Origin of the sequence: Acetitomaculum ruminis DSM 5522, from assembly GCF_900112085.1 — a bacterium.
GTDB classification, from domain to species: Bacteria; Bacillota; Clostridia; order Lachnospirales; family Lachnospiraceae; genus Acetitomaculum; species Acetitomaculum ruminis.
In genome coordinates this window covers 175,769-195,197 of the sequence record NZ_FOJY01000004.1, presented here as the reverse complement: position 1 = coordinate 195,197, position 19,429 = coordinate 175,769, and the positions used below count along the sequence as shown (strand labels likewise).

Below are 19,429 nucleotides of genomic sequence, written 5' to 3'. Positions count from 1 at the left end.
AGCATGAAGAACAATATAGACGAAATCAATGGATGGCTCTATCACAGAATACGTATGAGTATATGGAAACAATGGAAGAAGCCCAAGACAAAGGTACGTAATCTGATTAAGATGGGCGTACCCGGGGACTTAGCATGGCAGGCTGGTAACAGCCGAAGAGGCCATTGGTTCACGACGCATACCGTTGCAGTAAATATGGCAATGACAAAAGAAAGGTTGATAAACAGTGGCTTCTATGATTTATCCACAGCCTATCAGTCTGTGCACGTCAACTATTGAAAGCGCCGTATACCGAACGGTACGTACGGTGCTGTGAGAGGACGGGAGCTAATCACTCCCTCCTACTCGATTATTATTTTTACCATTCTTTTGCATATTCAAGAATATCAAATACCTCAAAGCTGGTAATTTGATATTCTTGAATACCTGCCTTTACCAATGGATCATTGTCGATAAAATGCTGAATGTCTTCATCATCAAGCCTTATTAGTATTACGCCACCTCCGCCTTGCGTTTTGGGACCGGAAAGTAACAGCATTCCTTTTTTTTTGTATGATTTCAGATATGCATGTTGGGCTTCCATTGCTTCCGAGAATTCCGGAAATTGGTTTGGGGTGCCTTTAAAAGTGCCAATCAATATATAATGGTTCATAGCTTTCCTCCTTTGTTAGGTGATATTATTTTTGAAATCTTTGCTGCAATATCTCTAGTGAATGGTATACCTGATTATATTGTTCATCTGTCCATGCACTTGTCAGCTTTTCATTAAATGAAACCAAGGCTTTTGATAATTCTGGATATATTTCATGCCCTGCCTTCGTAAGATACAATTTCTTGTTTCGTTTATCCTTTTGATCTATATTGCGCCGAATAAGTCCCTTGTTTTCCAAAGCCTTTACAGCTCTTGCGGTCGCTGACTTATCTACACTTACAAGCTCCGTAAGTCTATCTTGGGTAATCCCATCTTCATGTGCCAATGTCATAAAGTAAAGCTCTTCTCCTACGGTTATTCCGAATGGCTCAACAACGTCTTTTAATTCCATCGCAATTTCTCTTGAAAGAAGAGAAATGATTCGCCCTATACTTGGTTTCATTTTGACATCTCCTTCCTCTGTAACAGCTTATCTAAAGCAACGTTCCACAAAATACTAACTACATATCCATATACTATAGATGTAGAGAGTGAACAAAAGTAAGACATCCAAAATCCTTCGCTATAGCCCTTCATCCTAAGAAGTCCGGTCATGGACAGGATTGACGTAAAATAAATCGCAGGTAATACAGAAGAAACAAGCAAAAATCCTATACGATTAAGTCTTGGAAATAATTTCTTTGTCATTTTAGCCCCTATCAATCCTGCCGGAAAAACCAATGATGCAGCACTAGCTACTACAGCCTGTAATATCATCATGATCATAATGGCAGGAAACATTATTTTTCCAGTGTTTGCTAAAGACATAATATTACTCATCGTAAATCCCATAAGAACAGGAAAAATGTATCTCTTATACTTCATTTCATCACCGCTTTCTTTGCAACTGAAATATATCATAATTTTAGTTGACATGTCAACTATTTTTCGGTAACATTTCCTACGTCATTTCTTCTATACTCTTGATTACAACTGAACAAGCAGAAGCATTCAAAGATTATACAAACAATTTTTGCTTTTTTATCGGAAGAAAATACTGATAAAAAGAGATGCAAATGACGGTTTTATGGTACAATAAATTATCTGTTTAGTGAAACCGATTAAAACGGACGTGGATGAATATGGTTAGAAATAATATAGAAATAGATGTGAAAGTAAAGTGCATAGAGCAGGGAACCACACAGGCGGCGGTGGCAGAACAGATTGATACCACCAAGTCCTATGTGAACCGCGTCATCAAGAAGCCGAACGGAGTTGTGAATAATACGTTTGTGCAGATGATGGAGGCTCTGGGGTATGATATTGAGCTGCATTATGTGAAGAGGGATGGGACCGAATGAAGCAACTGAAGGACAAGGAATATGAGGAGTTCCAGCAGTACCGGTACAACAAGGTACATGGCTATATTTGGACGCCTGACACTCTGGAGCTGATCTGCAGAGGAAATGAATATGATCCTGAGAAGATCGGGAAGCAGATGCTGGAGATGAAAGTAAAGCTTCAGAATGAACATATTTCGCATATGTTGAGTGATAAACGGAAGAGATATGTTATCAGAAGCCTGAGAAAGAGCGAGACAGAACTGCTGAAGGATTTCCTCTACGAAGCGATTTTTATTCCGAAAGGAGTAGAACCGCCTGCGAAGGATATAGTTGAAAAGCCGGAGCTGAGAGCATATACAGATGATTTTGGCAGCCGAAAGGGCGATAACTGTTTGGTAGCTGATTTTGGCGGGAAAGTGGTCGGTGCCGTCTGGACACGTATCATGAACGATTATGGTTATGAAGATGACGAAACTCCTTCATTTGCGATTTCTCTGTATAAGGAGTATATCGCAATCAAGGCATTGGTTCACAGCTGATGGTGAAGATGTTGGAACTGCTGAAGTGGCAGGGGTATGAGAAGGCATCTTTAGCGGTGCAGAAGGCGAACTACGCTGTGAAGATGTATGAGTCTGTTGGCTTTAAAACTGTTGATGAAAATGCTGAAGAATATATTATGGTGTGCGAGTTGTAGGAAAATCAGAAAATGGCATCAAGCAAAGAGTATTTGGATTATATATTAGAGCAGTTATCTGAATTAGATGAGATCACATATAAAGCCATGATGGGTGAGTTTATTATCTACTTCAGGGGAAAGATTGTCGGCGGAGTTTATGGCGATCGTTTTCTGGTCAAGCCGGTGAAGGCCGCAAAAAGCATGATGCCGGAGGCAGAATTGGAACTACCGTATGAAGGGGCAAAGGAAATGCTCCTTGTAGATAATGTTGAGAATAAGGAGTTTTTGAAGGAACTGTTGGAGAGAATGTATGATGAACTCCCAGCTCCAAAGAAAAAGAAGTGAGAATATGGAGAGTTTTTTATGGCATTGAAGCATTGCGGAACAGTAAGGCTGGAAACAGGTAGATTGATCCTGCGGCAATTCACCATTACAGGCGCAGAGGCTATGTATAAAAACTGGGCTTCGGATCCTGAGGTGACAAAATATCTTACGTGGCCTCCCCATGTCAATGTGGCTGTTAGTAAAGCGGTTCTGGAAGATTGGATTAAATCGTATAATCAGAAAAACTATTACCAGTGGGCAATTATCCTAAAGAGCAATGGAGACGAGCCGATAGGAAGTATTTCTGCAGTTGGAATGAACGATGATGTGGGAATGATACATATCGGTTATTGCATCGGGAGAAACTGGTGGCATCAAGGCATCATGTCAGAGGCACTAAAGGCTGTTATGGAGTTCTTCTTTGAAAGAGTGGAAGCCAATAGAATCGAAAGCCGACATGATCCTAACAATCCACATTCCGGTATGGTGATGAAAAAATGCGGGATGAAATACGAAGGCAGGTTAAGAAGCTCTGACAGAAATAATCAAGGAATCTGTGATGCAGATTGGTATGCTCTGTTACGGGACGAGCGGTAAATTGAATCGATAGGGGATTTCAGCCACAAAAAAGATGGCGGAAAAAACCTTTAGACCTACCTTGACATACTCTGATGAAGCACACAGGTCTATTTATAACATTTAGGAATTGTGCTGGATGATCTTGTATGTTCGTTAGATCATAAAAGAAGAAGCCTCATTGTTAAAAGACTTTTAGAAGAAGCGACAAACCGTCAGGTTGTGGTCTTTACTCACGAGATAACCTTCTTTATGGAATTAAAAACCGAGGCCGATAGGAGTGGAGTGATTTTTGAACAAGAAACTATAAGTAATTATTGTAATGAGCCAGGAGACATATCACAGATTATTCCTTGGCAAGGAATGACGGTTAAAGACAGAACTGGAAAGTTAAAAAATGAATTACAGGGTATAGTTTCTCTTTATAATTCAGGGGATATGGATAGTTACTATTACAGAGCTAAAGAGTGGTGTGAATTACTTCGAGAAAGTTGGGAGCAAGCTGTTGAAGAAATTCTTTTTAATGATGTAATTCAGCGATATAACCCTTGTGTACAGACACAAAGGCTTAAGAAAGCTCCGTTTATTCAAGATTTGTATTCAGAGCTAGAGGCTGGTATGATGGAGTGTTCGGCATGGTGTCATGATCAAGCAAGAGCTATTAATGGAGACATACCTACGGCAGAGGATTTAAAGAAATACATGGAATGCTTTGAAAAGTATTGGAAGCAATATAAAGCAAAATAAAAAATGGAAGGATTGCAATGAATGAAGAACAGTACTTATCGAGAATAAGTCAACTTGAAAATGAAATTGAATATTTGCACGGACTTCTCGATAATGCTGGGATTTCATACAAGCGGGAAGCAAAGGAGTTAGATGATTTGTCTCCGGATAAGAATCTTGCTTTTGAAGAGAATCAAGGAGCTCGTATTCTTCCGGTTACTATTACCAAACAGCATATCCAGTATTACTATTATTTGTTCAAGGGTAGAAATGATGTGTATAGTAAACGTTCCGGAAAGGCTAACAAGAAAACAGGAAAGCATGGATACTATACGCAATGCTGGAATTTCTGGAAAGATGGAATATGTCCTAAGAAGAATAATCCTCAGTTCAATTGCGGAGAGTGCCAGAATCAGCGATATAAAAAATTGACTGGGCAGGTACTGTGTGAGCACTTAATCGGTGCGAAGGAAGATGCCTCGGATGTAATCGGATTATATCCGATGTTTCCTGACGAAACGGTCAACTTTCTTGTATTTGATTTTGATTGTCATGACGACAAAATTGGTGGAGATGACGGTGCAAACCTTGATCAGGACTGGATGACAGAGGTTAATACATTCAGAAAGATATGTGAAAACAATGATGTGCCGATTTTGGTTGAGCGTTCGCGTTCCGGAAAAGGTGCGCATATATGGATGTTTTTTGAAAAGCCAATTCCTGCCATTACAGCAAGAAGATTTGGAACAGCACTTTTAACTAAAGGTGCTGAGTCTGTTAATATGAGAAGCTTCAAGTATTATGACAGAATGCTTCCGGCTCAGGATCATATACCGATTAATACAAAAACAGGCAAGCCGGGATTTGGTAATCTTGTAGCACTGCCATTACAAGGACAGGCTTTGAAGTATGGAAATAGCGCTTTTGTTGATGAAAACTGGAATGCATATCCCAATCAATGGGAGTGCTTAAAAGAGGCGAAAAAGCTTTCTTATGAAACCGTAGAAGAAAGAATAAAAGAGTGGTCAGCAGAAGGAATCCTTGGTGTTCTTAGCAATGAGTTCGAAGCGGATTCTGAGGTTTCGAACAATACTAAGCCTTGGGACAAAGCTAAACATCCTTTGCATAAAGAAGACGTTTCCTCTGCTGTTGAGATTGTAATTGCTGACAAGGTTTATATCAATACAAATAACATGAAACCACGAATGCAAAATGCATTGCGGCGCATGGCAGCTTTTAGCAATCCGGATTTTTATAAGAAGGCTGCAATGGGATTATCAACAAAAGGTATACCGCGAATAGTTTTCTGCGGTTACGATGACTCGGGTTATATTTGTATTCCTCGCGCCTTGCTTGATTATGTGGTTGATAGATTCAATGAGGTGGATATTCCTTTTTTGCTGACAGATAATAGGTGCACAGGAACACCTTTGGATGTTTCTTTCAATGGAACACTATATGAAGAGCAGATGAGGGGAGCATTGACTATTCTGGAACACGATAATGGCATTCTCGCTGCAACTACTTCTTTTGGAAAGACGGTTGTAGGCGCATATATGATAGCGCAAAGAAAAACTAATACCCTTATTCTGGTACATAATACAGAAATTCAAAAGAACTGGATAGAGGATTTAACTAAGTTCTTGGATATAAATGCTGAGCTGCCGGAATATAAGACCAAAACAGGAAGGGTAAAGAAGAGAAAAAGCGTAATTGGAAAGCTATATGCCGGACATAATTCCATGACGGGGATTATTGATGTGGCTATATTCTCATCTCTGGGTAAGGGAGATGATATCAATCCGATTATTGAACAGTATGGAATGGTGATTATGGACGAATGTCACCATGGGGCGGCACAAACTGTTGAGGATGTTATAGGATCGGCAAAAGCGAAGTACGTTTATGGATTGACCGCAACGCCTAAGAGGGAAGATGGACTCGAAAAGAAAGTATTTATGCAGTTCGGTCCGATTAGATTCCGTTATACTGCTAAAGAAAGAGCTGAAAAACAGGGTATTGATCATTTTGTTTATCCGAGATTTACAAGGCTTGTTAGTGCATCTGATCTTAAAGTTACCGAAGCAAACAGAGCGGTTATTGAATGCGATTCCAGAAATGAGCAGATTATTATAGACGTTGAGAACTGCGTTCAAAATGGAAGAACCCCGCTTGTTTTGACAAAGTATAGGGAACATGCGGAACTATTGTATCAGAGACTGCAAGGGAAAGCGGATCATGTCTATCTTTTGCAAGGTGGAGGTAGTAGAAAAGTCAAGGACGAAATGCGATTGCAAATGCGAGCTGTTCCAGATGAGGAATCGTTTGTCTTGGTAGCGATAGATAAGTATATTGGTGAAGGATTCAATTACCCGAGGCTTGATACAATGATGCTTACAATGCCTGTGGCAGCTGAAGGGAATATCGAGCAGTTTGCCGGGCGCCTCCATCGAGACTATGAAACTAAGACAGAAGTTATTATTTACGACTATGTAGATTCTCATATTCGTGTCCTTGAAAAAATGTATCATAAACGACTTCGGGCATATAAGAAGATAGGATACAAAATATGCAATAATGTCATTGCCGAAAAGCAAAATGTAAATGCAATCTTTGGTATAGATACATATGAAAAAGTGTATGAGAGAGATTTACAGGAGGCGAATAAAGAGGTCATTATTTCCAGCCCGGGATTAAATCAGGCTAAGGTAAATGCATTTGTAAGGCTTATAAAGCAAAGACAAGAAAATGGGGTGAAGATTATTGTTGTTACACTTGATCCCGAAGGATACCCGGAAGAAAAGATTGAAGATACAAAGGCTCTTGTACAGGTATTAGAAAACTGTGGCATAAAGGTTAGACTCCAGGATCATATGCATGAACATTTTGCCATCATTGACGATGAAATAGTATGGTACGGAAGCATGAATTTACTTTCGAGGGCAAAGATTGATGATAATCTGATGCGTGTTAAGAGCAAAGATGCAGCTCAGGAATTATTGGAAATGACCTTCGGATAATAAAAGTATGTGACGCCATTTTGACGTCAACTAGGATTTAAAGTGATGTCATTTTGGCGTCACTTTTTCTTTTGGTGAAAATAGTTACTGCCTACCGGGGGAATAGGGTCTTCCTTGGTCCGAAATCTATAGGATTCCGGTGGTTGGAGCTAAATGTGCCTGCAACTTTATGCGTATCCTGCTACTGTAAATTTAAGTGAAGTGTCGGATTATCCGCACAATGTTGGAAATTCGCAGTTTTTCTGCAGAATTCAGTGTTTGTGGGGGCTCCAGAGTTACGAAGGTTCGTTCGGAATATCCGTGAAGGGGCATTGTGAGATAATCGTAATATTATGTGGGCAAGAATGTTGTCGCCATATGGTGGACGAGGTCGTTGAATAGCTGCGGAATACTGATTTTACAAGGAATTCTGGTTGTGCGAAGCTTCGTAAATTGCCAAGAATTGGTCAGGAGAGCTATCCGTTCTGTAAGAATAAAAACTTGCCAATAAGGATAAATGGTTGTATCATAAAGTTGAAATTGATGATTTCTAATTTGTGAGGTGAACCGGATGGTATATGATTATATAATTGAAAATTACAAAAATGGTGAGCCGATTTTTTTGACTGAGTTGCCAGGCGATTCAAAAGATTATCTTCGCCAGGAGATGAAGAAGCTTGTGGATGAAGGAAAGTTAGAACGTTTATATAATGGTGTATATTTTCTTTCCTATGTTACAATTCTTGGAACAAAAGGAAAGGTTTCAGTAGATAAATATATCGAGAAGAAGTATCTTGGGTCAGAAGAAAAGGTGGAAGGCTATATAACGGGGTTACAGCTTGCAAACAAATATGGATTTACAACACAGAATCCTTCTTGTTATGAAGTTTGTAGCAATGAAGCATCTACCAAACAGCGTAAGCAGGAGATAGATGGAAATACCATTGTTGTATATAAACCGGTTGCTGAGATTACATCTAAGAATAAATCGGCATTACAGTTTCTGGATTTGATGTCTGTGATTGATAAGTATAGTGAGATTTCCGGACAGGAATTTGCTTCAAAGCTAAAAGATTTTGTCAACTCAGTAGGTGTGGATTTTTCGGTTGTAAAACAATACTTGTCATTATATCCGGATAAAGTTTATAGAAATATCTATGAGGGAGGATTTATGGGTGAGCTGGTATAGAGATTATAAAGAACAATGGAAAGAGATTATTGAGACGGTAGCTGCTGAAGAGCATCGTACGACACAGATGGTTGAGAAAGATACTATTCAGTCGATGATTTTGTCGGGTATTTCTCAAAGTGACCTTCCTTTTGTTTTTAAGGGTGGAACTTCTGTATCAAAAGCGTATGGTCTCATTGATAGGTTTTCAGAAGATATTGATTTGTCTATGAATCGCAAGCCAACCGAAGGTGAAAAGAAGCAGACAAAGAATTTGATTCTAAGCTTAGCGGAGAATTTAGGTTTGATTTTAACGAATCCAGAGGATATACAATCACGCCATAGCTATAACAAATATGTGTTTAAGTATGAATCATTTTTTAGTGAAATACCTTTGGAGCTGATTATTGAAACGAGTTTTTATCAGGACGTTTATCCGGCAGAGAATCACGATGTTTATAGCTTTGTGGGAAGATTCTGCGAAAAGAATGGAATTACACTTCCTATTCCATTTGATGAAACAAAGATAAGTATGCAGGTGCAGTCCTTGGGGCGAACACTTATTGATAAGGTATTTGCTGTTTGCGATTATCGTATTTAAAATATGATGGATCGAGATTCGAGACATTTATATGATATTGCGAAGCTGCTTCCTGAGGTTGAGATAACACCTGAATTGGATGCTTTCCGGACTTAGAATTTCAGAGTTTGTAGGACTTACCATAAATGATATTGATTTTACAGAGATGAAGATTCATGTTACGCATCAGCTTCAGCGAAAGAGAAATATGGAATATATCATTGAAGATACCAAGACTTCCAGTGGTACCAGAGATATTCCCATGACTTTTGAAGTGGCAGAATGTTTTCATAGGATTATTGATAAGAGAAAGAAAGAAAAGGTGGAGCCGATGATAGATGGCTACAGTGGATTTCTTTATCTCGATAAGAATGGGATGCCTATGGTTGCCCTTCATTGGGAGAAATACTTTCAGCACGTTGTAGAGAAGTACAATGGCGTTTATAAGATTCAGATGCCAAAGATTACGCCACATGTTTATAGGCACACGTTCTGTTCCAATATGGCAAAGTCAGGAATGAACCCTAAGACGCTTCAGTATATTATGGGGCATTCGGATATAGGTGTTACATTAAATACCTATACACATCTGACATTTGATGATGCCAAAGAAGAGATGGAGCGATTATCAAAGGCTCAGTAATAGCGAGTTGTACGGAATTCAAATTTACAACTTTTTATGCCAAGATATGCCAAGAAATGGAACAAAATAATCTGCCGAAAATGTGCCGCAAACCCAGTAAAATTAAGGAAAACAGAGGATTTATAAAACTATGATTAAAATACTATTCATCTGCCACGGCAACATCTGCCGTAGCACAATGAGTCAATTTGTTTTACAGGATATGGTAAATAAGAAAGGCCTAAAGGATTTGTTTTTGATAGACAGCCGGGCTACAAGCACAGAAGAAATAGGAAATCCACCTCATAGGGGGACTGTAAATAAAATGAAGGAGCAGGGGATACCGGTGCTGTTTCATAGAGCCAGTCAGATAACTATGAAAGATTATGAGGAATTTGATTATATTATAGGCATGGACTCAGCCAATATCAGAAATTTAAACAGGATGCTTAAAGGAGATCCTGAAGGGAAAGTTTACAAGCTTTTATCTTTTAAAAGTGATGGAAGGGATATTGCAGATCCATGGTATACCGGAAACTTTGATAAGACCTATGAAGATGTGTTAGAAGGGTGCATTGGATTTCTTATGTATTTAAAAGAAAAAGGACTCATATAAAAATAAAAGGGTTTTGTATAAAGCAAAACCCTTTTGTAAAATCAATAATTATTCACTTCTTTTGTCACCCCAGAAGAAAAGTGCTACGGTTCCGGGACCGGTATGACTTCCAATGGTGGTTCCAACCCAGTTAATATCCACATGTCCTTTTAATTTTGGAAATTTGTTTTCAACCAGTTTAGCTACTTCGATGGCATCTTCCATGCAGGCGGAGTGAGAAATATAGCATTTGTCTGCATAATCAAGGCGGTCTTTTGCAAATTCCTCCATTTTTTCAACGATGGTACGAATAACCTTTTTCTTTGTTCTGATTTTGAATTTTGGAATAAGTTTTCCCTTATCATTAATGCAAAGGAGAGGACAAATTCCTAAAACTGTTCCGATGGCTCCGGAGGCTTTTGAGATTCTGCCGCCTCTGATATAAAAGGTTAAATCTGTTGAAAAAAACCAGGATTGAACATATAATTTGTTTTCTTCGGTCCATTTATAAAGCTCATCTATGGATAATCCCTCATCCCTTTTTTCAGCCATCTTGTCCATTAAAAGACCATATCCTGAAGAAGCTCCAAGGGAATCCACTACATATATTTTTCTTTCAGGATATTTATCAGAAAGTATATCTTTTGCAATATTGGCAGAATTTAAAACACCAGAGATTCCGGAAGACAATGTGACATGAATAATATCATAGCCTTCTTTTAAAAAGTTTTCAAAAAATTCTTCAAATTCTTCAGCGTTGACTTGGGAAGTTTTTGTCATGGCACCATCAGCCATTTTTTGATAAAATTCATCAAAAGCCATGGTTTCTCCTAAATCGTCGGCTTTCTCCTCTCCATCTATTTCATAGTGAAAATAGATATATTTAACATTTATTTTTTCAAAATGTTCTTTTGATAAATCGGCTGTAGAGCAACAGCTGATAACATATTTATTCATATTTTCTATCCTTTCAGCATAAAAATGATTCGAATACAAATGGCACATACTGCCATTGCCTTCATGAGAAAGTAGCAAAGCAGATTAAAAAATGTCCACTTTACCCTTGACAAAAATTTTAACAGTATTCAGACTATTATTCAACTTAATACTTAAAAAAACCGTAAGGTTTATCGATATATTTAATGATAAGGGGAGAGAATGTCCACTTTGTATATTTATCTCTCAAATAGAAAGGTGGAATATGATGACATTACAACAAATAGTTTTTTTTATTACAATAGCAGATTATGGGAATTTTTCTAAAGCAGCGGAGATATTGTATTCTTCACAGCCTACTTTAAGTCGGCAGATTCAGATGTTAGAGGAAGAATTGGGCTATTATGTGTTTCAAAGGGATAAAAGACCCTTGAAGCTTACCAGTGCCGGAAAAATATTGTATGATGGATTCAGTGTGGCATTATCAAAGATTAATTATACTACAAGAATGGCAAATGCCAGGGCACTTGGAGAAAAAGGGAGTCTGAATATAGGATTTTTAAAGGATCTTTACGCAGAGTATGCATTTATGCCTGTTATTAATGATATTGATGAAACAGTAAAAACACTTTCCATAACATGTTGCAGACAGGATGTTTCAAAGCTGGAAAAAAGGCTGTTAGATGGGAGCCTTGATATGGCTGTAAGCATTGATTTTAAACAATTTTACCAGGAAAGTTTTAATATTTATCCCATTATGAAGCTTAAATATTTTATTGTGATGTCAGCAAGGCATCCGTTAGCTTTCAAAAAGGATCTTTCACTTAAGGATTTTTTTGGAGAAAACTTTTTTATTTCAGCTCCAATTTTGGCTCTTGTAATGAAAAAAATTTTTGGCGAGCTTTTGGAAAACTTTGTACAGATTGAAGTTTCGTCACAGGATGATGCATATATGAATGTATTAGTGAAAAATGGATTTACAATAGCAAATGAGTTTGAACCGGTAATAAAAAATAAGCAGGATTTTTATTGTTATGCAATTGAGTATTATGAGGAAGATGTACTTCTTAGCACTATTTGTAAGGTGGGCAATGAAAATGCCGGAAATAAACTGTTTTTAGAGCTTATAAAAAATCATGATATCAGGTAAAAGGGTAATAAAAAGGATTCAGTTATGGATGAAAAATATTGTGTGAAATGCGGTGAGAAACTTGTTTTAAAGGAACTTGAAACAGAAGGAATGGTTCCTTTTTGTAATAAATGTAAGGAGTTTCGTTTTCCCAAATATAATGTGGCAGTGAGTATGATTGTGATAAATAAAGAAAACAATAGTATTCTTTTAATAAAGCAATATGGGAAAGATGCTTTTATTTTAGTTGCAGGATATGTAAATAAAGGGGAAAGGGCTGAAGAAGCTGTCTTAAGGGAGCTAAAGGAGGAAACAGGCATGAGGGCTGTAGATTTAATTTTTAATCAGACAAGCTACTTTGAACCTTCAAATACCCTGATGTGTAATTTTACCGTTTTTGTAGATGATGATAAGGAAATGACTCCTAACAAAGAAATTGACTTTTACAAGTGGTTTTCTTTTGAGGAAGCGGCAAAAAATATTATGAAAGGCAGTCTTGCACAAAAATTTCTAAATGCATATCTGGACAAAACCTCATTAGAAAAATAGCCGGATGTAAAAAAACTCCCTTTATTTATGTTTATAAAAGCCTAAGTTTTTGTGAAAATTTGTGCAATTTGCACATTTTTTTTACCCTACTTTAAAATATCATACAAAAAATAAATACTTTGCACGAACCTATTGTTTTTAGTAAAAAAATAGTGTAGTATAGAAACAAACAACAGAGGATAGGATCTCTGTTTAGGAAAAACGAGATGAGAATCTATGTTTTCAGTAGTATTAATATTGTGCTTAGGCATAAAAAGAAATCGCTGTGGTTTAACGGTTTCTTTGATTTTGTGCTAAAGATAAAAAAGAAGGTTATATGTTTAGCACAACTGTTTGATATATATTTGGATGGGGCGAAATATCCATCTGAGTATAATTATCAAGACCTTTTCTAAAAAATACACGATATAAACCGGAAAAAGATTTTGTCATTTGGCAAAGTCTTTTTCTTTTTTTTAAAAACATTTTTCAAGGATGGAGGATAAAAATAATTGTCCGATAACTTATAAAAGTGTCGCTTTTATACAAGCAAACCTTGGATATCTTAGTATGGTTTTTATTATTTTTTTGAAAGGAAGATACAAAATGTCCACATATGTAATCGGTGATATACATGGAGAATATGAACAGTTATTAGAACTTTTAAAGAAGATGAAGATAACAAAAGAGGATACTTTATATATAATTGGTGATATTTTGGACAGGGGGCCTCATCCTATTAAAGCAATGCTTAAACTTATGAGTATGCCTAATGTAATTAATATAGTTGGAAACCATGAAGTAATGGCTCTTGAGTGTCTTAAGTTTTTGAATAAAGAAATTACTGATGAAAGTATTGCGGGGCTTGATAAGGAAATGGTGGATAATCTCTTGACCTGGCAGTGTAATGGAAGCGTTACTACTGTAGGAGAATTTAAAGAACTGGATGCTGAAATGCGTCAGGAGGTAATAGATTATATCAGTGATTTTAGCCTTTATGAAGAAGCAGAGGTAAATGGAAATAAATACCTTCTTGTACATGCAGGAATAGGAAATTTCAGTCCTGAAAAATCAATGGAGGAATATTCCCTTCATGACTTGGTTTGGGACAGGCCGGATTATGGGAAAAAATATTTTGAAGACACTTATCTTGTGACAGGTCATACACCTACTCAGATTATTGAATCTAATAAAAAACCGGGAAAAATATACAGAGATAATAACCACATAGCCTTAGATTGCGGAGCCTGTTTTCCAGGAGGTAAACTTGCCGGAATATGTCTTGAAACCGGAAAAGAGTACTATTCCTCGGGGAAAAAATCATAAAATAAGGTTTTAATAAATCTTTTAAACATTTATACTGTTATTATGTGTATAAATATTTAAAAGGGAGAATTATAAAATGTATTTGGCAAATGTGAATTTTGAAGCATTGATAAGAGAAGATGTGCCGTATTTTGACTTAACGGCATTTGAATTAGGACTTGACCACGAAAAAGCACGTATTTCTTGTTTTACAAGAGAGGAATGTGTGGTATGTGCAACGGAAGAGGCGAGGGAAATTTTTAAGCGTCTTGGCATAGAAACCACAAAGATTAAATATTCCGGAGAATGGGCAAAACCCAACGAAGAATTAATAGTTGGCACAGGCCAGGCCACAGAGGTTATTACAGCCTGGAAAGTGATTCAAAATTTAATAGATCACACTTCGGCAATTGCCACTAAAACAAGGAAGCTTGTAGATGAAGCTCACAGCGTAAAAAGCGATTTGGCAATACTTACCACAAGAAAAATGTTTTCAGGAACTAAGGCTCTTAGTATAAAGGCTACTATGGCAGGGGGAGCTCTTCCCCATAGATTAGGGACTTCTGAAACCATTTTAGTCTTTAAACAGCATTTAAATCTTTTAGGAGGCTTTGATAAATTTCTAGAGAAATTACCAAAAATGAAACATTCCTGTGTGGAAAAGAAAATTCTGTTTGAAACCTCTGATGTTAAAGAGGCAGAAAAATGTCTCGAAGCAGGAGTAGATGGGATTCAGATTGAAAAGCTTAAACCGGAAGAATTGGTTGAATTTTGCGAAAAAATACGACAAAAATATCCGAATGCCGTCTTACTGGCTGCAGGAGGAATTAATGAAAAAAATGTCAGGGAATATGCAAAAGCTTCTATAGACGGGATTGTAACCACCAGTCTTTATACGGCAAAACCTATAGATGTAGGTGTAAAAATAGAAGCTTTGGATAATTGATAAGGAAATTTTAAAATTTTTTCCCTTAAAAATTTTATACTTAATGGTGCTATGATATATACTTTTTTCGATATATATAAAGTGGTAGGTATCTTGCTTTACATAGTTGTGAATTATATTTTTTACTTAAATATACTAAAGAAAACTCAAAAAAAGTTGATAAAATTCCGAGATTTAAAAAATTTAGAAAAATTTTAGAATTATTGACAGATTATAAACAATGTGTTTTATAATAATATTACAATTCAAAAATAAAGTTCACGAAAGGAGAAAAGAGATATGGAAATGGGATTTGCCATTGGCTTGGGATCATTTATTTCACTTGTTCTTACAATTGTTGTTTGTGCCGTGGTAACACCGAAATCTAAGGAGGGAAAATACACAGGCTTTTTAAGATTTATTAGAGATTATTTTTTAATGAAATATCTTGTAGTAGAGGCAATTCTTAGATTTTTCTTTATTTTGACAACAATTTCATGTATAACAATAGGAGTTTTCTTATTAATTTCACACACACCTAGTTATGGTTTTTATGGCTATGGCACTTACGGTGGAGATTCAACAGCTGTTCCGGGTATATTGTTAATTATTTGCGGACCAATTATTACAAGGCTTACTTATGAGCTTTCAATGATTATGATAATGTTGCTTAAAAATACCATTGAAATTAATGCTAAAATGAAAGGTGACGCTTCAAATGCTACGGCAGCATTTGATGTTTCTGTAGATAAAATGCCTCATGTACAAAATCTGGTTTCGGGAATGACTAACAGACAAAATAATCAGGCAAATGCACCACAGGGTATGCCTACAAAACCAAACAATCAGGTAAACCCATCACAGGGTATGCCAGCTCAACCAAACAATCAGGTAAACCCATCACAAGCTATGCCAACTCAGCCAACCACTAATCATACTTCATTACAAAAGCCGACAGTTCAAAACAATGTACCGGTACAAAGCAATGATGGATTTAAGAAGTGTCCGGCATGTGGAAATGACATTGAAAGTGATGCCAAGTTTTGCCCGATATGCGGAAACAAGATTGGATAAAAAGTTTGCACAGAATAATTTAAAATACAATCTGTAGGTTTTATAATACACCAATCGAAATTGTACTTATCAGACAGTATATTTTGTTTGGTGTATTTTTATGCTATAATATAAAAATGAAATTTTAAAAAAAATAAAAATAATATGGAGTTTCTATAAACTTTTTCCTTTAATAAAACGATTTATAAGTATGTATGGCTTTTTTATCAGCTTAAAAACATTTTATTAATTATTCAGGTATCTATACGGATTTAAATCCGTTAGAAATAATATTAATATCAAAAGGAGAATAAAATAATGAGAAAAAAATTTTTTGGTAAACAATTTGTTGCCATGGCACTTTGTGTTGCAATGACAGTAGGAACTTTCGCAGGATGCGGTTCTAAGGACAATAGTGGTGATGCAGGAAGAATTTCTGCTGGAGCCATAAAAGAGGACAATAAGGCTACTAGCACAAACGAAGACACATCAAAGGATAATTCGGATACAACAGAATCTTCTAAAAAGACAGAATATCCTGTTACTATTACAACCTATGGTTCAGACGGTTCTGAAATAGAAACAACCTATGAAAAAGCGCCTGAAAAAGTTGTTGCAGTTTATCAAGGTTGTATCGAAACATTACTTGCTTTAGGACTGGAAGATAAAATCGTTGCAACAGCAGGTCTTGATAATGAAGTACCTGACAGCCTTAAAAGTGCATTTTCTAAGACAAAATATCTCGATGAATTTACACCTTCAAAAGAAACCATAACAATGCTTGAACCTGATATGATTTTCTCCTGGGGTTCATATTTCCAGGATAAAACTCTTGGTGATACCAAAGATTGGATTGACAAGGGTGTAAATGTTTATATCAATTCAAACACTTCAAAAGCTGACAGTGCCAGAACTCTTGAAAATGAATATAATGATATCTTAAATCTTGGAATTATTTTTGATGTACAAGATAAGGCAGAAGAAATTGTAAATAATATGAAAGAAACAATTGAAACTGTTACAGAAAAAACTAAAGATATCACAGAAAAACCATCAGTAATGATTCTTGAATCCTATGATGATACTTATACAAACTATGGTTCAAAATCATTAGGTGGAGATATGGTTACATCTTTAGGCGCAACACTTGCCAATGCTGATGCTTCAGAAGTTGGAAAAGAGGATATTGTTACAGCTAATCCTGATATTATCTTTGTTGTTTACATGCCTTATACAGGTGATGATCCTGAAACTCTTAAAAATGAAAAACTTGCATATATTAATGATGATGAAGCCTTAAAGAGTGTAAAAGCTATTGAGGATGGTCATGTATATCCAATTATGTTAAGTGAGATGTATGCAGCAGCTACCCGTACACAAGACGGTATCAATACATTTGCAAAAGGTTTATATCCGGATTTGGATCTTGGACTTAATTAAGGTAATATGAGTAGAAAAGGTAAGAATAACGGAGAGACGAGAGTTGTTACCACTTTGGAATTTACAATAGTAATGGTGGTTTTACTGGTTTTGCTACTCTTATCTATACTTACATCCATTACTTTTGGTAATGCGGATATTTCTGTAAAAGAAGTATATAGCGTATTGGCAAATGAGATATTACATCTTAAGGGTTTTGAAAACTATAGTCAGGGAAGCATACATGATGTTGTCTGGATAATTCGTTTTCCAAGGGTAATTCTTGCTATAGCAATTGGTATAGGACTATCTGTATGCGGTGTGGTAATGCAGGCTGTAGTAAAAAATCCACTGGCTGATCCTTATGTTTTAGGTATTTCTTCAGGAGCCTCCATGGGAGCGACTCTTGCCATACTTTTTGGCGTGGGAAGTGGTATCTTTGGCGGCATCTTTGGAAGCTCCTTTGTAGGAGTAATGGCATTTATCGGGGCAATGGTTACATCTTTTGGTGTATTGTTTATTTCAAATATTGGAGGTACTTCAAATGCCGGAAAGCTAATTCTTTCCGGTATGGCAGTATCCGCCGTATGTTCGGCTTTTACCAATTTTGCTACCTACATTGCTCATAATCAAAATGCCACCTTAAGTATAACCTTTTGGACAATGGGAAGTCTTGCCAGCGCTGACTGGGACGATGTTTTGATAATTTTAGCATTAATGATAGCCGGAACTTTCGTTTTCTGGTCTCAATACAGAAACTTAAATCTCATGCTTTTGGGAGACGAAACGGCAGTTGTACTTGGTACGGATCTTTCAAAGTTAAGAAATAAATATTTGATATTATCTTCACTTTTAATTGCCGTTGCGGTATATTCTGCCGGAACAATTGGCTTTGTGGGGCTGGTAATTCCCCATGCAGTAAGGATGTTTTATGGAACAGACCACAAAAGGCTTATTCCTCTTTGTGCCCTGGTAGGAGCAATCTTTCTGATTTGGGCTGATGTGGCATGCCGTATAATTTTACAAAATGCAGAACTTCCAATCGGAATACTTATTTCAATGATAGGTGCACCTTGCTTTATTTACCTTATGGCAAGTCGTTCTTATGGATTTGGAGGTGAAAGATAATGCAGGTAAATGTAGAAAAAGTTGAATTATCTTATGGTGCCCACCAGATTCTTAAAGGGATAGATTTTCAGGTAGACAAGAAGAAGTTTGTAGGACTTATAGGTCCAAATGGAAGTGGAAAATCCACTCTTTTAAAGGCCATTTATCGTGTTCTAAAGCCTGATAAGGGAGCCATATTTTTAAATGGCGAGGAAATAGAAAAAATGCCCTACAAAACATCTGCCAAAAAGTTGGCTGTTGTTTCACAGCATAATTATTACAATTTTGATTTTTCTGTGATGCAGGTAGTTTTAATGGGCAGGGCGCCTCATAAAAAAAATCTTGAAAGGGATAATGCCCATGATTATGAAATTGCTCAGAATGCTTTAAAAACAGTTAATATGTTGGATTTTTCCAATAGAATTTTTTCTACTTTGTCAGGTGGAGAACAGCAAAGGGTTATTTTAGCCAGGGCTCTTACCCAGCAGACACCCTGTCTTATTTTAGATGAACCTACAAACCATCTTGATATTACCTATCAGTTAGAATTAATGGATATTGTTAAAAAGCTGAATGCAACGGTAATATCAGCTATTCATGACCTGAATATTGCAGCCATGTACTGTGATGAAATTTTTGTTTTAAAAGACGGAAAGATTTATGAAAAGGGCAAGCCAAGGGAGGTTTTGACCCGCGATTTGATAAAAAACATCTACAATGTTGAAAGTCAGATAGTTGATGACCAGGATGGGAATATGCATATTTTATTCCTGAAATAAAAAATTTA

At 36.6% G+C, this 19,429-nt stretch carries 20 protein-coding genes and 3 pseudogenes; 19 read left to right on the top strand and 4 right to left on the bottom strand.

Translation table 11 applies throughout. The features are described from left to right. Window positions 1-279, top strand: a pseudogene (locus BM153_RS13860) (group II intron reverse transcriptase/maturase); the annotation flags it as partial. Window positions 280-358: 79 nt separating this feature from the next. Here the strand turns inward: BM153_RS13860 and BM153_RS03995 are convergent. Genes BM153_RS03995 through BM153_RS03985 form a run of 3 tightly spaced genes read right to left on the bottom strand, consistent with a single transcriptional unit; the run spans window position 359 to window position 1,516 of the window. Next, window positions 359-652, bottom strand: a complete 294-nt coding sequence (locus BM153_RS03995) for a YciI family protein (protein ID WP_092870996.1) — start codon at window positions 650-652, stop codon at window positions 359-361. Window positions 653-677: 25 nt separating this feature from the next. Next, the gene (locus BM153_RS03990; protein ID WP_092870994.1) at window positions 678-1,094 is read right to left on the bottom strand and encodes a MarR family winged helix-turn-helix transcriptional regulator; all 417 of its coding nucleotides are present in this window, start codon (window positions 1,092-1,094) and stop codon (window positions 678-680) included. Next, on the bottom strand, window positions 1,091-1,516 hold the full coding sequence (locus BM153_RS03985; protein ID WP_242949066.1) for a hypothetical protein: 426 nt from the start codon (window positions 1,514-1,516) through the stop codon (window positions 1,091-1,093). Before BM153_RS03985 ends, BM153_RS03990 begins: the two co-directional genes overlap by 4 nt. Window positions 1,517-1,773: 257 nt before the next feature. Here BM153_RS03985 and BM153_RS03980 point away from each other — a divergent pair, with 257 nt between their 5' ends. The 10 genes and pseudogenes from BM153_RS03980 (at window position 1,774) to BM153_RS03935 (ending at window position 10,261) form a co-directional block, all read left to right on the top strand. Continuing rightward, window positions 1,774-1,992 carry a helix-turn-helix domain-containing protein gene (locus BM153_RS03980; RefSeq protein ID WP_092870992.1) on the top strand — a complete coding sequence of 73 codons (219 nt, stop codon included), beginning with the start codon at window positions 1,774-1,776 and terminating at the stop codon, window positions 1,990-1,992. A gap of 182 nt (window positions 1,993-2,174) precedes the next feature. Next, a pseudogene (locus tag BM153_RS14255) lies at window positions 2,175-2,668 on the top strand (N-acetyltransferase family protein). A 12-nt stretch (window positions 2,669-2,680) separates the two neighbouring features. After that, window positions 2,681-2,995: a TfoX/Sxy family protein gene (locus BM153_RS03970; protein ID WP_092870990.1), complete on the top strand. Its 315-nt coding sequence runs from the start codon at window positions 2,681-2,683 to the stop codon at window positions 2,993-2,995. A gap of 24 nt (window positions 2,996-3,019) precedes the next feature. Continuing rightward, window positions 3,020-3,571: a GNAT family N-acetyltransferase gene (locus BM153_RS03965; protein ID WP_092871008.1), complete on the top strand. Its 552-nt coding sequence runs from the start codon at window positions 3,020-3,022 to the stop codon at window positions 3,569-3,571. A gap of 111 nt (window positions 3,572-3,682) precedes the next feature. Further along, window positions 3,683-4,297, top strand: coding sequence for a hypothetical protein (locus BM153_RS03960; protein WP_143088265.1), 615 nt, complete (start codon window positions 3,683-3,685; stop codon window positions 4,295-4,297). A gap of 17 nt (window positions 4,298-4,314) precedes the next feature. Then, complete coding sequence (locus BM153_RS03955; protein ID WP_092870986.1) at window positions 4,315-7,296, top strand: TOTE conflict system archaeo-eukaryotic primase domain-containing protein; 2,982 nt, start codon at window positions 4,315-4,317, stop codon at window positions 7,294-7,296. A gap of 550 nt (window positions 7,297-7,846) precedes the next feature. Then, window positions 7,847-8,464, top strand: coding sequence for a hypothetical protein (locus BM153_RS03950; RefSeq protein WP_092870984.1), 618 nt, complete (start codon window positions 7,847-7,849; stop codon window positions 8,462-8,464). Further along, on the top strand, window positions 8,451-9,044 hold the full coding sequence (locus BM153_RS03945) for a nucleotidyl transferase AbiEii/AbiGii toxin family protein (RefSeq protein WP_242949065.1): 594 nt from the start codon (window positions 8,451-8,453) through the stop codon (window positions 9,042-9,044). Before BM153_RS03950 ends, BM153_RS03945 begins: the two co-directional genes overlap by 14 nt. A gap of 85 nt (window positions 9,045-9,129) precedes the next feature. After that, window positions 9,130-9,666, top strand: a pseudogene (locus tag BM153_RS03940) (site-specific integrase); the annotation flags it as partial. Between the two features lie 130 nt (window positions 9,667-9,796). Continuing rightward, on the top strand, window positions 9,797-10,261 hold the full coding sequence (locus tag BM153_RS03935; RefSeq protein ID WP_092870980.1) for a low molecular weight protein-tyrosine-phosphatase: 465 nt from the start codon (window positions 9,797-9,799) through the stop codon (window positions 10,259-10,261). 48 nt (window positions 10,262-10,309) lie between these two features. Here BM153_RS03935 and BM153_RS03930 read toward each other — a convergent pair whose 3' ends face one another. Beyond that, a complete protein-coding gene (locus tag BM153_RS03930) occupies window positions 10,310-11,197 on the bottom strand; it encodes a DegV family protein (RefSeq protein ID WP_092871006.1) in 888 nt (295 codons plus the stop codon). 247 nt (window positions 11,198-11,444) lie between these two features. Between BM153_RS03930 and BM153_RS03925 the strand changes: the two genes are divergently transcribed. From BM153_RS03925 to BM153_RS03885, 8 genes are all read left to right on the top strand, one after another. Continuing rightward, the gene (locus BM153_RS03925; protein WP_177205569.1) at window positions 11,445-12,326 is read left to right on the top strand and encodes a LysR family transcriptional regulator; all 882 of its coding nucleotides are present in this window, start codon (window positions 11,445-11,447) and stop codon (window positions 12,324-12,326) included. Window positions 12,327-12,350: 24 nt separating this feature from the next. Continuing rightward, a complete protein-coding gene (locus BM153_RS03920) occupies window positions 12,351-12,854 on the top strand; it encodes an NAD(+) diphosphatase (protein ID WP_092870976.1) in 504 nt (167 codons plus the stop codon). A gap of 585 nt (window positions 12,855-13,439) precedes the next feature. Then, the gene (locus BM153_RS03910; RefSeq protein ID WP_092870972.1) at window positions 13,440-14,159 is read left to right on the top strand and encodes a metallophosphoesterase; all 720 of its coding nucleotides are present in this window, start codon (window positions 13,440-13,442) and stop codon (window positions 14,157-14,159) included. A 76-nt stretch (window positions 14,160-14,235) separates the two neighbouring features. Continuing rightward, a complete protein-coding gene (gene modD, locus BM153_RS03905) occupies window positions 14,236-15,084 on the top strand; it encodes a ModD protein (protein WP_092870970.1) in 849 nt (282 codons plus the stop codon). 279 nt (window positions 15,085-15,363) lie between these two features. Further along, window positions 15,364-16,137 carry a zinc ribbon domain-containing protein gene (locus BM153_RS03900; protein ID WP_092870968.1) on the top strand — a complete coding sequence of 258 codons (774 nt, stop codon included), beginning with the start codon at window positions 15,364-15,366 and terminating at the stop codon, window positions 16,135-16,137. 297 nt (window positions 16,138-16,434) lie between these two features. Next, window positions 16,435-17,556, top strand: a complete 1,122-nt coding sequence (locus BM153_RS03895) for an ABC transporter substrate-binding protein (RefSeq protein ID WP_092870966.1) — start codon at window positions 16,435-16,437, stop codon at window positions 17,554-17,556. A 6-nt stretch (window positions 17,557-17,562) separates the two neighbouring features. Next, a complete protein-coding gene (locus tag BM153_RS03890; protein WP_177205568.1) occupies window positions 17,563-18,663 on the top strand; it encodes a FecCD family ABC transporter permease in 1,101 nt (366 codons plus the stop codon). Then, window positions 18,663-19,421 (top strand): ABC transporter ATP-binding protein, encoded by a 759-nt coding sequence (locus BM153_RS03885; protein WP_092870964.1) that lies wholly within the window; start codon window positions 18,663-18,665, stop codon window positions 19,419-19,421. Before BM153_RS03890 ends, BM153_RS03885 begins: the two co-directional genes overlap by 1 nt. Window positions 19,422-19,429: the final 8 nt, after the last annotated feature.